The 14966-nt window shown below is 58.8% G+C and carries 17 protein-coding genes; 13 read left to right on the top strand and 4 right to left on the bottom strand.

The genetic code is table 11. From position 1 onward, the window contains the following. Positions 1 to 47: 47 nt before the first annotated feature. Together HNO52_RS11680 and HNO52_RS11675 are read right to left on the bottom strand one after the other, a co-directional pair. Positions 48 to 884 (bottom strand): ABC transporter permease, encoded by an 837-nt coding sequence (locus HNO52_RS11680; RefSeq protein WP_197569205.1) that lies wholly within the window; start codon positions 882 to 884, stop codon positions 48 to 50. 5 nt (positions 885 to 889) lie between these two features. After that, entirely contained in the window at positions 890 to 2101 is a 1212-nt protein-coding gene (locus tag HNO52_RS11675; protein WP_197565481.1) for a quaternary amine ABC transporter ATP-binding protein, read from the bottom strand. Between HNO52_RS11675 and HNO52_RS21470 the strand changes: the two genes are divergently transcribed. From HNO52_RS21470 to HNO52_RS11655, 4 genes are all read left to right on the top strand, one after another. Beyond that, a complete protein-coding gene (locus HNO52_RS21470; protein ID WP_442907048.1) occupies positions 2003 to 2611 on the top strand; it encodes an HPP family protein in 609 nt (202 codons plus the stop codon). The two genes, HNO52_RS11675 and HNO52_RS21470, sit on opposite strands and share 99 nt — an antisense overlap. 192 nt (positions 2612 to 2803) lie before the next feature. Beyond that, positions 2804 to 3172: a hypothetical protein gene (locus HNO52_RS11665; RefSeq protein WP_197565479.1), complete on the top strand. Its 369-nt coding sequence runs from the start codon at positions 2804 to 2806 to the stop codon at positions 3170 to 3172. A gap of 18 nt (positions 3173 to 3190) precedes the next feature. Beyond that, positions 3191 to 4525 carry a T6SS phospholipase effector Tle1-like catalytic domain-containing protein gene (locus HNO52_RS11660; RefSeq protein WP_232090246.1) on the top strand — a complete coding sequence of 445 codons (1335 nt, stop codon included), beginning with the start codon at positions 3191 to 3193 and terminating at the stop codon, positions 4523 to 4525. Next, entirely contained in the window at positions 4518 to 5123 is a 606-nt protein-coding gene (locus HNO52_RS11655; RefSeq protein WP_197565478.1) for a DUF2931 family protein, read from the top strand. The genes HNO52_RS11660 and HNO52_RS11655 overlap by 8 nt, the downstream gene beginning before the upstream one ends. A gap of 60 nt (positions 5124 to 5183) precedes the next feature. Here the strand turns inward: HNO52_RS11655 and HNO52_RS11650 are convergent, their stop codons facing one another. Then, positions 5184 to 5888 (bottom strand): Crp/Fnr family transcriptional regulator, encoded by a 705-nt coding sequence (locus HNO52_RS11650; RefSeq protein WP_197565477.1) that lies wholly within the window; start codon positions 5886 to 5888, stop codon positions 5184 to 5186. A 493-nt stretch (positions 5889 to 6381) separates the two neighbouring features. Between HNO52_RS11650 and HNO52_RS11645 the strand changes: the two genes are divergently transcribed. Continuing rightward, positions 6382 to 6762 (top strand): histone-like nucleoid-structuring protein, MvaT/MvaU family, encoded by a 381-nt coding sequence (locus HNO52_RS11645; protein WP_197565476.1) that lies wholly within the window; start codon positions 6382 to 6384, stop codon positions 6760 to 6762. Between the two features lie 95 nt (positions 6763 to 6857). On the opposite strand, the gene HNO52_RS11640 is transcribed toward HNO52_RS11645, so the two are convergent. After that, positions 6858 to 7724, bottom strand: coding sequence for a helix-turn-helix transcriptional regulator (locus HNO52_RS11640; protein ID WP_232090244.1), 867 nt, complete (start codon positions 7722 to 7724; stop codon positions 6858 to 6860). A 294-nt stretch (positions 7725 to 8018) separates the two neighbouring features. On the opposite strand from HNO52_RS11640, the gene HNO52_RS11635 reads away from it, so the two are divergent. The 8 genes from HNO52_RS11635 (at position 8019) to HNO52_RS11600 (ending at position 14638) form a co-directional block, all read left to right on the top strand. Next, complete coding sequence (locus HNO52_RS11635; RefSeq protein ID WP_232090242.1) at positions 8019 to 8315, top strand: hypothetical protein; 297 nt, start codon at positions 8019 to 8021, stop codon at positions 8313 to 8315. Positions 8316 to 8322: 7 nt separating this feature from the next. Then, positions 8323 to 8823 (top strand): hypothetical protein, encoded by a 501-nt coding sequence (locus HNO52_RS11630; protein ID WP_197565475.1) that lies wholly within the window; start codon positions 8323 to 8325, stop codon positions 8821 to 8823. Between the two features lie 510 nt (positions 8824 to 9333). Continuing rightward, positions 9334 to 10341, top strand: a complete 1008-nt coding sequence (locus HNO52_RS11625) for an NAD-dependent epimerase (protein ID WP_197565474.1) — start codon at positions 9334 to 9336, stop codon at positions 10339 to 10341. 29 nt (positions 10342 to 10370) lie between these two features. Continuing rightward, positions 10371 to 10595 (top strand): DUF433 domain-containing protein, encoded by a 225-nt coding sequence (locus HNO52_RS11620; RefSeq protein ID WP_197565473.1) that lies wholly within the window; start codon positions 10371 to 10373, stop codon positions 10593 to 10595. A gap of 48 nt (positions 10596 to 10643) precedes the next feature. After that, complete coding sequence (locus HNO52_RS21465; protein ID WP_197569201.1) at positions 10644 to 10943, top strand: DUF5615 family PIN-like protein; 300 nt, start codon at positions 10644 to 10646, stop codon at positions 10941 to 10943. A gap of 16 nt (positions 10944 to 10959) precedes the next feature. Next, positions 10960 to 12414, top strand: coding sequence for an MBL fold metallo-hydrolase (locus HNO52_RS11610; RefSeq protein WP_232090239.1), 1455 nt, complete (start codon positions 10960 to 10962; stop codon positions 12412 to 12414). 62 nt (positions 12415 to 12476) lie between these two features. Next, positions 12477 to 13283 (top strand): Wzz/FepE/Etk N-terminal domain-containing protein, encoded by an 807-nt coding sequence (locus tag HNO52_RS11605; RefSeq protein ID WP_197565472.1) that lies wholly within the window; start codon positions 12477 to 12479, stop codon positions 13281 to 13283. Between the two features lie 32 nt (positions 13284 to 13315). Next, positions 13316 to 14638: a UDP-glucose dehydrogenase family protein gene (locus HNO52_RS11600; protein WP_197565471.1), complete on the top strand. Its 1323-nt coding sequence runs from the start codon at positions 13316 to 13318 to the stop codon at positions 14636 to 14638. The last annotated feature ends 328 nt before the right edge of the window (positions 14639 to 14966 follow it).

Below are 14966 nucleotides of genomic sequence, written 5' to 3'. Positions count from 1 at the left end.
CGTTACTAGCCTGACCCTTCCCGACCCGAGATGCAAGAAGGGCGCTCTCAGCCTTTCCTGCGTGTCTTGCGCAACGACTGCGTCAGACGATCCAGCAGCATCGCCAGAATCACCACGGCGATGCCCGCCTCGAAGCCATCGCCCGGGCGTAGGCGCTGAATGGCCCGCCACACTTCGCTACCCAGACCATCAGCGCCGATCATAGCAGCAATCACCACCATCGAGAGCGCAAGCATGATGGTCTGGTTGATGCCGGCCATCACGGTAGGTAGCGAGAGAGGCAGCTGTACCTTGAGCAGCTTCTGGCCGCGGGTGGCGCCGTAGGCATCGGCCGCCTCGATCAGCTCTACCGGCACCTGGCGAATGCCCAGGGTGGTGAAGCGAATGGCAGGCGGCATTGAGAAGATAACCGTAGCGAAGATTGCCGATACCGAGCCGATGCCGAAGAAGGGTATTGCCGGAATCAGATAGACGAAGGCCGGCATCGTCTGCATGAAGTCCAGCACGGGCATGATGGTGCGATAAAGCCGCTCGGAAAGTGCCGCGGCGATACCCACTGGCAGGGCGATGACGACCGCCACCAAGGTGGCGATGACCACCAGGGTGAGCGTCTCGATCATCGGCTCCCACAGGCCAAGATTCCAGATCAACGCGAGGCCGGCCACGGCACCGATGGCTAGCCGCAGGTTGGCCAGTTTCCCGCACAGCCCGGCGATGATCGCCAGCAGCGCCCATTCAGGCAGCCACATCAGGCTCTCGTTGAGCCACTCGATGCCGGTTTGCGTCACCCGAGAGATGCCGCGAGTTACCACCGAGTACTCACTGGTCAGCCAGTTCAGGCCGCCTTCGATCCAGTCGCCCAGCGGAATGCGGGGAATATCGATAGCCATCAGTTGCCTCCTTCCTCTGCCGCCTGGGCCAGTTCATCAAGCACCGCCCCCTTGACCACTACGCCCAACAGACGCTTCTGCTCATCCACCACCGCGATGGGGAAGCTCTTTTCGCTAAACATGGCGAAGAGGTTATGCATGGGCTCCTCCGGGGCTACGGTGCGGAAGTCCTGGGTCAAGGCATCGGTGATGCTCTCCTTGCCTTCCTTGACCAGCTTTTCGGCAGCTTCGGCTTCGAGCAGGCCCACCAGGCTGCGGTCGCGGCGAGTCACGTAGATGGAGTCGATGGCGTGCTCATGCATCTTGTGTAGGGCGGTACGCGGCCCGTCTGTGTCGCGCACGGTGGCTCGCACCTTACGCATGGCGCTCTCGGCGGTAAGGATGCGCGAACGGTCGACGCCTTCGATGAAACGGCGCACGTAGTCATCGGCGGGCCGGGTGAGAATCTCTTCCGGCGTGCCGATCTGCACGATCTCACCATCCTTGAGCAGCACGATGCGATCGCCGATGGTCAGCGCCTCGTCGAGGTCGTGGGTAATGAACACCGTGGTTTTTTGCATGCGGTGTTGCAGTTCCAGCAGTTCCTGCTGCATGTCGCCGCGAATCAGCGGGTCGAGTGCCGAGAAGGCCTCGTCCATCAACAGCACAGTGGCATCGTTGGCCAGCGCTCGGGCCAGGCCGACACGTTGCTGCATGCCGCCGGAAAGCTGGTTGGGGTAGGCGTATTCCCAGCCATCGAGCCCCACCTGCTTGAGCGCATTGCGGGCAATCTCGGTGCGCTCGGCCTTGTCCACGCCGCGAATCTCGAGGCCGAACTCAGCGTTCTGCTGCACGGTGCGGTGAGGAAAGAGCGCGAAGTTCTGGAACACCATCGAGAAGTGGCGGCGACGGCATTCCAGCAACGCCTTGTCGCCAAGTTCGGGAATGTTCTGGCCGTCAATGACGATCTCGCCCTCGGTGGGTTCGATGAGACGATTCAAACAGCGAATAAGTGTGGATTTGCCCGAGCCGGACAGCCCCATGATGACCAGAAGCTCGCCCTCATAGACGTCGAAGCTGATATCGGAGAGCCCCAACGTCTGTCCCGTCTTCTTGAGTATCTCGGAGCGCTTGTGCCCCTTGTCGCGGAGTTCAAGAGCTTTCTTCGGCTGATTGCCAAAAACCTTGCTCAAGCGTCGCACGCGTATCTTGACGTTTCGGTTCTCGTTCATAGTGCTGCCTTCTGTCAGAAGCATGGCCAGCAAGCACCGAATACCGCAGTGGCAGCCTCGGTTTACGCTTTGCTTGTAGCCAGCCAACCGTGCCGGCTTCCCTGTCCGACAAAACCGACAACCCTAACGGTTGTAACAAGGAGTTTCAAATGCGGGACGGTGATCGTGGCCTCCTTCGGCGCCACTTCGGTGCTCATCTTCGCCGCGCCCGATAGCCCATTCGCCCAGCCGCGAAATGTCCTGTTCGGCAGCATGCTCTCTGCCCTGGTGGGCGTGGCCTGCTTCCACCTGCTGGGTAGCACGGCGCTGGCGGTAACGCTTGCCGTGTCGCTATCTGTCCTTGCCATGCAGCTTACCCACACCGTTCATCCGCCCGGTGCCGCGGCGACTGCAACCCTGGGTTGGTGGTATCCCCTTATGCCGATCGGCATTGGCTGCGGCGTAATGCTCGTGGTGGCGATTCTGGTCAATAATCTGGCTCGCCATCGGCGCTACCCACGCTACTGGTAGGGTTGGTGCTTCCTTGGGGCTCGTGTAACAAGCCGACCCTTGATTGCGCTATGTGAGAACGGCAGCGCTCGCCACGCTGAAGTCAGATATTTGCTTAGAAAGCTGTAGGAAATCGGCCATAGCGCGGCTCTTTACAATCCGGATACCCTAATAAACATTGCCAATCTGAACCCAGGGACAGGAGATAAGGCAGTGTTCTGGAAGCTAATGCCTTGCCATGCCGTCAGGGATATCGATCTTCCCTTCATCGAGTCGCCCACACTGGCCTCGAGTAAGGTCAAAGACAAGTTGTCGAGGGAGCCCGGTCGGGAAGGGCTCTCACAGCTCTATGCCAAGGCAGGCGGTTGTGGAGTGCTGCCGGACAGGGAGGTGGCAATCCGGACGATCGTCAAGGCGGTCAAGCAGGGCACGCTGCTATTGGTCCTCAACGACGGTTTCGACCGCCCCTTCCTTCCTCTGGTCGAGTGGAACGGCAAGCAGTGGCGCTCGAACGCCCATTGGGCATTCAGTACCAGTGGTCTGGTCGATTCCTTGCTGCCGCGGCTTAATGCCCGTGGCTAGGGGCCAGGAGCCATGGCCATGCTACAGCGGCACGGTGACTCGGGCGTCACGCGCCCTGTGACGACTCCCGAACCGCGGCCTTCCGCAGCGCCGCCAGTGGCGGAAACGCCTCCCGCTCAGCAGCGTACTCTGCATATTGGCGTGTTTTTCGATGGCACCGGCAACAACATGTACAAAGATCGCCAGCTGACTGATCGCGATATAACCAACGTGGCCAAGCTGCATGACCTGTATCGATTCGATGGTGCCGACGGAGATTACCACCGAATCTACATTCCCGGAGTGGGTACCATAACCGGCAGCGAGAGCGAGGATGGCTTCTTGGCTTCGGAGGATCTCTTCGGGCTGGGCACCGGCGTCGGCCCTGAGGGCGGACATGCGCGTATCGAGCTGGCTTTGGACCTGCTCCGCCCATTTTTGGAAGCCAACCCTGATGCGTTGATTACCTTCGATGTGTTCGGCTTTAGCCGCGGCGCAGCTCTGGCTCGGCACTTCGTCAACCTGATCCACCGCTGGCCGGAACACTTGTTGGTGCCGGACTTCCACCTTTTCAGGCCAGGTTACCAACCACCGATGCGCCTCATCCCAGCCTTTCCACCCACGCCGATTCCTTTCCCGCAGGTGCGCTTCGTAGGGCTATTCGATACCGTGGGTAGCTTTTACTGGCCCGGCAATGCCGAAAACCTCGATTTCGATCTCTACCTTGCTTCAGGCAGCGCCGCGCGCGTGGTGCAGCTCACCTCTCATCACGAAATCCGCCGCAACTTTCCGCTCAGCAGCATTGCCGATGCCCAGGGCAACCATCCCGGCAACTTCACCGAGATCGCCCTGCCGGGGGCGCATTCCGATGTGGGTGGCGGCTACGAGAACCCCCGGCACGAGGCGGACTTCGCCAATTTCGAGGAGCTGGTCGTGCGTCGCCGCGGCGGGCTTGGTGCCAATGGGGAGACGACTCGCCTGGCCCAGGAGGAAGCGCAGGCACGAGGGCTCTCCATCCGCGTGGATGGAATGGACGTACTAGAAGTCGAGCGGCGCGCTACGCGCAAGGAACTGGCCATCCATGCGCTGCATCGAATGCATGATGAGGCTAAGCGAGTTTGGGTACCGTTGCGAGATCTGGACGATGCCGATCCGAATCATGCTATCCCCGCGGAGTTACGAGAAAAGCTTGATGCCTGGCGGGCTGCCGGAGGGCGGCTGGACGATTCACACCGATTCCTTAATGGCTATATTCATACCTCGCACCGCCAGGAGAGCCTGGCCTATGCACCGGAACCTTCCGGCGAGCGCCGGGTATTCCCCAACCACCACGATGCGCCAGTAGCGGCACCTCAGGAGCCTCAGAATGCCTAGGCTATTGATAAAAAGCCTTCGCCCTGCGCTACTGCTGGTATTACTGCTATGGACCACAGGCTGCGAGGCGGAGCTAGAGCCACGACGGTATGACTTTGCGATACAGCTCAATGGTGGCCCTACGAGCTGGCCAGTATGGGTTGAAGAATTGACCTTTGACCATACGTGGTGGTCGCCAGGAGGGAATCTGGGTGGTGGCTTCGACAAGCGGCCTCCCGCAGGAGGGGCAACTGCCGTTTTGTCTCGCCCCATTCCTGCTCCGTCTTCAGTGCAGGCGCGCTGGTTTTCCTATCGGACCCAGTCCTTCTACGAAATCAACCTGGAACTACTGGATACCGATGCACTGCTGCAGCAGTGGTATCGCGATTACCCACCACCTGGTTACCGCCATTATCTTATGGCCGGGTTCTCGGGCGAAGGCGAGGTCTACGTCTGGTGGCGAGCTCGCTGTACTGTCTGCGGCCGCGATCGTGGTCAGGATTTACATGCGCCAATCGTGGAGTCGGCGTGGGCAGAGGAGGCCGAAGGAGATCCGAATCGCTACCGCAACCGTACCCAGGAATACGTTGGTGAGGGTGTAATCCCTTCGCCTTGGTAAGGATGGGGTGGGTGAGTGGTTCGGCTGTTGTGATTGTTCTGCCGTATGAACATCAGGCGATCAAGGGTCGATTCCCAGGTCTACGTGCTTGAAATCGCCCAAGGTGGCCAAGCCGTGCCAGTTCTTGATCTGGATCTGCTTGTTATCGCAGTTCTCTATCAGGCCCTTGCGCTTGATCTTGCCGATCGAGCGGCTGACATGAACACTGGAAAGCCCCAGCACGTCGGAAATTTCCGATTGCGTTAGCGGAAAGAAGTAGCGGCCCTGGTAGGTCAGCCCGGCGGCATGTAAACGGGCATAGCATTCACACAGCAAATTGGCGATACGCCCCTCGGCGCTGCGCGCCGAGACATTGATGATCCAATTCAAGGCCATGCTATGGCTGATATGCCCCGATGCCCGGAACAGGCGAAGTATTCTGGGACGCTCGAACAATCGCTCGGCACTGACGGAATCGATGGTGGTGAAGCGAAGCGATGTAATGGCCCGGATGGAGAATTCCAACCTGTTATATAGGCCTTGGCCGTTGTCGCTGATATCGCCAGGCAGCAGCAACGAGGTGATGGGCTCGCTGCCGTCGCGCAGCATCCTGTAGCTGCAGGCCCAGCCATGCTCGATGAGGTGCAGGCACTCCAGCCTGTCTCCCTCGTGGGCAAGGTGGCTTCCTTTCTTCACCTCCCGAACCGGGCCGACATAGCTACTGAAAATTCGCTTGTCTTCGGGGCATAAGTCGTTGCGAGACTTGAAGTTGTGGAACAAGTACATGACATCCCTTTCGTCGTATCCTCGATCGCATCCGGATCGTACTTGAGTAGAAGTGTAACAAAGGCTCGGTGAGGCACAAATCTCTTAATTAGTGTATACTTATTTATACTGGCTTTGTGGTCGCTGATCCGTACGCTTCGATAAGCGGCCTGCTTTACTTGAGTGGCTCACTTTGGTCCGCAGACGAGTGGCTTTCTGGCTTATCGTCTAAGGGGCTTCAATGCAAGAAGGCGGCCAAGGGTCTTGCGGCGATTCAGCTAGTGAGTTATCTACTCGCAAAAGTTCCATGATTGACAAGGCGTACTCTTTCAGTTCGAGTGTGTTGCGGTAACGTTGAGTGCCGCTTACTCATCGTGTTAACTGACGGGCTTGCCTATTTGACTCTGCCGATGCGGGTCGACTAAAACTAGGCTCAAGTATTGTCATTTGGTTCGGGTTGTTGTATTTATAGGCGGCATCCCAAAATATCCTCCCATTTGCAAGGACCGTGTTTATGTCTCTTCTCAGCGAATTCATGCAGAAAGAGCAGCAGCTCAAGCAGCTTCAGGCTGAAATGGAGCGGCTGCAGAACGACGACCGCCTGAAGGCGGAACTGGAGTTCAAGGACAAGCTCGAAGCCCTGATGCGTGAGTTCAACAAGAGCTCAACCGATGTTATCGGCCTGCTCGAACCGCAGGGTGGCAAATCTGCACCGGCCAAAGCGGCAGCGGCTTCCAGCACCGGGCGTCGCAAGCGCAAACTGAAGATCTACAAGAATCCGAAAACCGGCGAGGTGGTGGAAACCCGTGGCGGTAACCAGAAGACACTCAAGGCATGGAAAGACGAGTTCGGCTCCGACACCGTAGAAGGCTGGCTGGTTCGCGTCGAGTCCTGAGTAGAGTCTTGAGCCGAGAGGCCTGAAGTTGAATGTTGAACTTCAGGCCCGGGTGGCGAGGGCGCGCGCCGATTGCGCGGGCCCTCTGGCAGTTATCAGGCGTGCTGGACAGGAAGCCTGACGAGAACGTTTTTCGCGTCCCATTCTACCTGAACCGCTTCGCCGCTGGCATGTAGGCTCTCTTTTGGAAGGCCTTCGCAAACCAGGTAGAGAATCACGTCGGGTATGTTTTCCAACGATTCCAACTCCACGCAAGCGTGCTGCTGAGCTGGCAAATTCAGAAGGCGAAAGGAGGCGGGGATGGCAAGCCCCGGTGCTTCGTTGCCGTTAATGAGCGGGCCCACATCGATGCGTTCCACGTCGCTGGGCAGTGGAATGTTGTGCATCAAGGCAATGGTCTGCCCGTGTCGCAAGCGATCCGGCAGGCTCTCCACTCCCTTGGCATGATTGGCCCATTTACGCAGCACCCTGAGGGGATGGCTACGCTCCTTTCGGTACAGGCGCGTTACCAGGGCCTGGCGTGAAGGTGCCTTGCGGATTTCATACTTGGGTGGGTCGCCGCCATGCCCCTGGCAGTAGGGGTTATGATGAAGTTTCAATCGCAACGCCTGGCGGTATTGGCGTGGCGTTTGATTGTGGTATCGTTGGAAAGCGCGACTGAAGGCGGAATGATTCCGATAGCCACAGCGAGAGGCGATAGTCTGAATGGAGAAAGGGGTGAACGCCAGCAGGCGTGCCGCCTTTTCCAATCGCAGGGTATCGCGATAAGCGCTAGGGGACAGACCGAAGCACTGCTTGAACCTCCGCCGAACCTGTGAGGTCGAATAACCGAGTCGGCTGGCGAGGTCTTCTATTCCCTGCTGGCTATCCAAGTGATCCTGCAGCCAGATCTCCGCCCGCATCATCTCGTTATACATAACTGTCCCTTGCTTGAACCCGCAGCAAAATGAAGGTTGCTGCATCCATATCAACGCTGGCGCTCTCAGAGGTGCCCAGGCAATGCCAGGTAGGCATACTGCCTGCTGTTTTTATGGTTTTTATGCACCTCTTTATGCGCTTTCGCGATAGGCAAAGGCAAGTTTGGTTAACGGATTTGACCGTTTGTGCATAATTGTGGGTGTGGTCGATATGAACTCCCTGATCGCAGGCTGTGTGTTTTCAGGGTAGCGCAAGGGTCAACCTTCGCTACCACACGGTTTGGCGGTATACTCGGCCGGTCACCCGCGAGTGCCGCCTGGTACAAATTACGGATAGAAATGAGAAACCAGAAACCCAACCGTTCCATGGACGAGCGCGAGAAGCTGCGCAAATTTCGTGAGCTCGATGACGCTTTCGCCCAAGCGCTGCGCGAGCTGGAAAAGCCCAATTCCCGACTCGACATACCCACTGGGCCGCCGGTGCGCAGCCTGGCGGAGCTAGAGGCGGAAGAGCAGCAGCAGCGCCAGCAGGCGTTCGAAACGCGGCTCCAGTCGCTGATGAAGGAATACGCCCAGCCCAGGGAGAGCGTGGCCGTGTTGCTGCGCACCCTGCAAACGCTCGGCCATATCGCCTGAATCGCCAATGATCGATCTTTCTGCGCCGATGACCTATCTGCTGGTGATGGGCAGCGTTGCGCTGTCCGTGCTGTTCACGCTTGGCTGGGCGTTTTCTCGCCTGCTTCGTTGGGTCGCCTCCGGCTTTCCCTTAAGAAGCGGCAAGAGTGCCGGCAAGGCTCGTGGGGCTACCTCCAGGCGTGGCGGTAAAACGCAGAAAACCGCTGCGGCCAAGTGTGCCCCCAGAAGCAGTGCGAAGCCCAAGGCAGCCAAGTCCGTTGCCAAGCCGCCCAGTGAGCCCTGGCGCATTACCCAGCGCCTGGCCACATGGCATTCCAGCACCGCACTGGCGCTGGTGGCGGCACCCACCTATCTGGTGGCACGCTTTGCCGAGCATGGCATCGGCTTTCGCCCGCCGCGTACCCTGCCTAGTGGCTTCAATGCCTTGATAAGCGGCCTTGGCTGGCTTGCCGCCGGGTTGATCCTGCTCGCCCTCATTCATCGGCTGGCCGTTTGGCGCTGTCGTTGAATCAAGGTTGCTGCGAGCCTTTCTCAGTATTTGTGCTACCGGCTGTCTTATTTTCGTAAGGAACGATCAAGCAATTGACGATCCGGCATTATTTCCCCGCACGCCACGGTAGAGCATCGCTGCCGAGTGCCGTAGAATTGCGTCATTCCAACAACGATACCCGGCAGGGGCCTGGAGGCGCGGCTTTCATGTCGTGTTTCAGGAAACGTCGAGTGCCAGCTCGGCAACGGACCGTGATGAGTCGTGGCGCCTTGGGCTGACGCTTGCCTGGGTTCCCCGCACGCAGTTTTCGCCACGCTCCGTTCCCGTTCCGGTATCGCTCAGCAGCAGGGCCAGGGAACCGCCCGGAACAATCCCCGGGCGGTAGCGTGCCTGAAGAGGCGCGCTTGGGCAGAACCATACTCACAGATGAGATGAATCATCTCGCGGCGCCTTCAGCTTCCGTTAGGATGAGTAGCGAAATGCACCATTTGTGTAACGAAACATTGCAAAAAGAAGCGTAGGCTCAATGTGAAACTGCTGATCACCGGCATTGCCGGCTTCATCGGCCACGCCGTGGCCAAGCGCCTGAGCGGGCAGGGCCACGAGATCGTCGGTATCGACAACCTTAATACCTACTACGATGTCTCGCTCAAACAGGCACGCCTGCACGACCTGGCCGACTGCCACGACATTCGCTTCATTCATCTGGACCTGGGCGACCGCGAGGCCATGGCCGCGCTGTTTCGCGAGAACGAGTTCGACCGGGTGATCCACCTGGCCGCCCAGGCCGGGGTGCGCTACTCGCTGGAAAACCCCCACGTCTACGCCGACTCCAACCTGATCGGCCATCTTAACGTGCTGGAGGGATGCCGGCAGCACAAGGTAGGGCACCTGGTATATGCCTCCTCGAGCTCGGTGTACGGCATGAACGCCAAGACCCCGTTCGATACCGGTGACAGCGTGGATCATCCCGTCAGCCTCTACGCGGCCACCAAGAAGGCCAACGAGCTGATGAGCCATACCTACGCCCACCTCTACGGCGTACCGATGACCGGGCTGCGCTTCTTCACCGTGTACGGCCCCTGGGGCCGGCCCGACATGGCCATCTTCAAGTTCGTCAAGGCGATGTTTGAGGGCAAGCCGATCCAGGTCTACAACCACGGCGACATGTCGCGGGACTTCACCTATGTCGACGACATCGCCGAAGGCATCGCGCGAATTCTCGACGTGATCCCGCAGCCGACACCAGATCGCGTCGCTGCCAGCGCCCGGCCCGATAGAAGCACCGCGCCCTATGCGCTCTATAACATCGGCTACGGCGCACCGGTCTCGCTGATGAGCTTTATCCGCGCGCTGGAAGTCGCTACCGGGCGCGAGGCCATCTGCGAATACCTGCCCATGCAACCCGGCGATGTGCCGCGCACCTGGGCCGACACCGAAGCACTGCTACAAGCCACCGGCTACCGGCCGAAGGTAGGCGTGGAAGAGGGCGTGAAGCGTTTCGTCGGGTGGTATCGTGGGTTCTATAATGTTTAAGCTGTGAAGTAGCCCGTCCGGAGGTAACCATGCGCAACCTTCAATCCAGAATTACGATCAATCCCGAACAGTGCGGCGGTCGCCCTTGCATCCGTGGCATGCGCATCAGGGTCGTGGATGTCCTTGATCTTCTGGCGCAGGGGTTAACGACAGAGCAGATACTGGAAGAAATGCCCGACCTCGAGCAGGACGACATATATGCCGTGCTCCAGTTTGCGGCGCGTCGCCTCGATCACCCTGTGTTAGCTGCATGACGATCTGGATCGACGCGCAGCTATCGCCACATCTTGCTCCATGGCTGACTGAAAAACTGTGGGGTCGAAGAGTATTCCGTTCGCTTTCTAGGATATCGGGATGCAACGGATGAGGCGCTTTTCGCAGCAGCTCGCCAAGCCAATGCCATTGTGTTGACCAAAGACAGGGATTTCCCTGAATTGCTTGATCGCCACGGACCTCCACCCAAGATCATTTGGCTGACCATGGGTAATACCACGAACGCGCGTATGCGAGAGGTCTTAGGTCGCTTGCTGCCAGCAGCGCTAAGTCTGCTTGAGCGTGGTGAGTCACTAGTCGAGTTCAGTGAAAAAGGCGAAGAAACATAGTGCTGGGTTACTATATTTGAATATCTTCCACCACGGCGGCGGGGCGGGCGTGACTGGCAGCTGCCACCGCCTGCAGATCGCCGCGGACCGAGCCCTTCTCGTCGACTGCGGCATCTTCCAGAGACAGGACGCCGACAACCTCGACAGCCTCGAGCAGCACAAGGTGCGCTTTTCGGTGGAAGACGTGCTGGCGCTGGTGATCACCCACGTGCATATCGACCACATCGGCCGGCTGCCCTATTTGCTGGCGGCGGGCTACAAGGGGCCGATTCTCTGCTCGGTACCCTCGGCGCGGCTACTACCGCTGGTAATTGAAGACGCGCTGAAGATCGGCTTCACCCGCGACCGGCACTTGATCGAGCGCTTCCTGGCCGAGGTACAGGAGCGGCTGGTGGCGCTGGGATACCAGGGCTGGCACACCGTGCTCGACGACGAGCGCCACCGCGTACGGGTCAAGCTGCAGCGCGCCGGGCACATCCTCGGCTCTGCCTACGTGGAAGTGGATACGTTCGATAAAGCCAGTGGCGAGCGACAGCGCAGCGTGTTCTCCGGCGACCTGGGAGCACCCTACGCACCGCTATTGCCCGCGCCCAAGCCGCCGTATCGTGCCGACGTGCTGGTACTCGAGAGCACCTACGGCGACCGCCAGCATGAAGACCGGCGCCACCGACGCGAAAGGCTCAAGGCCGCCATGGACAGGGCGCTGGAGGACGTCGGCACCGTGGTGATCCCCGCCTTCAGCGTGGGCCGCACCCAGGAGCTGCTCTACGAGCTGGAAGGGCTGATTCACAACGGCAGCAATGAGCGCTGGCGCGAACTCGAGATAATCGTCGACTCGCCGCTAGCCGCGCGCTTCACCGAGGTGTACCGCGAACTCAAGCCGTGGTGGGATGCCGAAGCGCACAAGACACTGCGCAGCGGCCGCCATCCGCTCAGCTTCGAAAATCTCTACACTGTGGACAGCCACGAGGAACACGAGCAGACCGTCGAATACCTGGCCGAGGCCGGCCGGCTTGCCGTGGTCATCGCCGCCAGCGGCATGGTCAGCGGTGGCAGGGTAGTGAACTACCTCAAGCGCATGCTCGGCGACGAACGCCACTGCGTGCTGTTCACCGGCTACCAGGCTCACGGCACACCGGGGCGGGACATCCAGCGCTTTGGACCCAAGGGCGGCTGGGTCATGCTCGACGGCCAGCGCATCGACATTCGTGCACGCATCGAAACCGTCAGCGGCTACTCGGCCCACGCCGACCAGCACGACCTGCTCAACTTCGTGCGCCGCATGCGCCACCCGCCGCGGGAACTGCGCCTGGTGCACGGCGACCCCCACGCCCAGGCCGCGCTCAAGGGCAAGTTGCTGGAGTGGGCCCAAGGGGCAGGGCATGCACTTGAAGTCACGCTGGGTTCAGAATGGCTTGCTATCGATGCCGGAGCGCGAAAACCAGTAACACCTTCGATGGCGATAACCTGACGATATTCTCCCTCGTCCAACATAAAAATCCTAGCTAACTGCTTAACGGAAGCAAATTTTTCATGACGACTGCCAACAGCCCTCAAGAGCCCCGCACCTACCATGACGATGATGAGATCTCTCTCGTCGATCTTGCCAAGATACTGATCAAGCGATGGAAGGCAGTGGTTATCACATTCACGTTGATCGTGCTTGCTGCGCTGGCATATGCCCTGCTGCAGGAACGTACCTATCAGTACGTTTCGATTTACCACGTAGCGGAACGAGCGCCAGTAGGGGAGGATGACCAAGGAGCCTTGGAAACTCCCAACGCGGTCATCGCCAAGATACAGAACCTCTATCTCGGGCCGGTGACGCGTGAGCTTCTCGAATCGTCCGGCCGCGAACGGCTTCCTTTTGAGATTACGCTCAGCAATCCAGAAGATACGCTACTGGTACGGATTACCTCTGAAGCGAGCGAGACCAACCAGGAGCTGGTCAAACAGATGCATGAACAACTATTGGCTCGGGTCGTTGAGAGCCAGAACCAACTATTGGCTCGCAACCGCGAGCGGCTAGAACAACAGCTGGAAAGCGCCCAGGAGACGCTGACTGCTGCCGAAGAGGGCGAAGCAGGTGGCGAGTTGCTGGGAATGCTGATGAATCGTGTCGTTGAGCTGGAAAGTCAACTGATGCAGCTAAACGAAGGCCAAGCAGCCCAAGAGGCAGTGCAGAGCCTGGATCCGACCGGAACCAGCCGCAAATTGATTCTGGCGCTGGGTATCGTATTGGGTGGCGTTTTGGCGTTGATGGCAGCCTTCTTTTCGCACTTCGCCAGTTTAGTGCGAGCTAGCATCAAAGAAGAAAAAAAGACACAACACGGTAGGTAACAACCGGCCTTGGTGATTGAGAGGGAAACTCCATGAACGTAACTGTTTTCGGTACTGGCTACGTGGGCCTGGTGCAAGGGGCCGTGCTGGCAGACGTGGGTCACCACGTGGTGTGCGTCGACGTGGATGCCGCTAAGGTAGAGCGCCTTAAGAACGGCGACATACCCATCTACGAGCCCGGCCTGGAACCGCTGGTGAGGGAGAGCTACGCCGCAGGGCGCTTGCAGTTCACCACGGATGCCGCCGAGGGCGTCAAGTACGGCCAGGTGCAGTTCATTGCCGTGGGCACCCCGCCGGACGAAGACGGCAGCGCTGATCTCAAGTACGTGCTGGCCGTGGCCGAGACCATCGCCCAGCACATGGAGCGCGACCAGGTCATCATCAACAAATCCACCGTGCCGGTGGGCACCGCCGACAAGGTATTCTCTAAGGTAGACAGCGTACTGGAAGCCCGCGGCCGCAAGGACCTGCGTTTTGATGTGGTCTCCAACCCTGAGTTCTTGAAAGAGGGCAGTGCGGTAGGCGATTGTCAGCGGCCGGACCGCATCATTATCGGTACCTCTAGCCGCGTGGCGGAAGACATGCTGCGTGAACTCTACGCGCCGTTCAGCCGCCAGCAGGACAAGATGATCGTGATGGACGTACGCAGCGCCGAGCTGACCAAGTACGCCGCCAACTGCATGCTGGCCACCAAAATCAGCTTCATGAACGAAATGGCCAACCTGGCCGAACGGCTGGGCGCAGATATCGAGAAGGTACGCCAGGGCATTGGTTCCGACCCGCGCATTGGCTATCACTTCATTTACCCCGGCGTGGGCTATGGCGGCTCCTGCTTTCCCAAAGATGTGCAGGCGCTGATACGCGCCGCCGACGGTATCGACTTCGATGCCAAGGTACTCAAGGCGGTGGAAGCTCGAAACGACGAACAGAAAACCACTCTGTTCCAAAAGATCAGCAAGCACTACCAGGGTAACTTGGCCGGCAAGACCTTTGCCATCTGGGGCCTGGCCTTTAAGCCCAATACTGACGACATGCGCGAAGCCCCCAGCCGCGTGCTGATTGAAGCGCTGTGGGATGCCGGCGCGAAGGTGCAGGCCTACGATCCGGAAGCCATGGAAGAAGCCCAGCGAATCTACGGCAACCGCGACGATTTCTCCCTGTGCGGCACTAAGGAAGCCACCCTGCGGGGCGCCGACGCACTGGTGATCGTTACCGAATGGCAAAGCTTCCGCGCCCCGGACTTCGAACAGATTAAACAGCAGCTTGACGAACCAATAATCTTCGACGGGCGCAATATGTTCGAGCCGAAGCGAATGGCGGTTAAGGGCTTCACATATTACTCGGTAGGGCGTTAGTTTTTGGTATTATGCTGCTGTAAAGCAGCTTTTCATAGGTTTTGAAAGCAAATATGCAGAAAATGTCATTCCGCTAAAGTCGCTGTAAACTTGCAAAGTCTGTATGCAATTTTTCTAAACTTGTGGCTGCTGAAAAATATAGATTTTGAATTTGTGATAACCCCCCCCCTTATCGGAAGAGTGCTTTAATATCAACGGGTTAACTGATGCAGGTTTGTAAAGTTGCAGAACGATTCTGCAATACTGCAGGGCAATCGGCGAAACGACATTTTCTGCAAAAAAGCAGAATGGAGGCCCAGCAAGTGCTCAGGAAGAGGACCAGTAACAG

The sequence above is a fragment of the Halomonas sp. MCCC 1A13316 genome (assembly GCF_014931605.1).
In the GTDB taxonomy this organism is placed as follows: domain Bacteria; phylum Pseudomonadota; class Gammaproteobacteria; order Pseudomonadales; family Halomonadaceae; genus Halomonas.
Note: the sequence above shows the minus strand (reverse complement) of the source record. Positions and strands in the feature narration are given on the sequence as shown.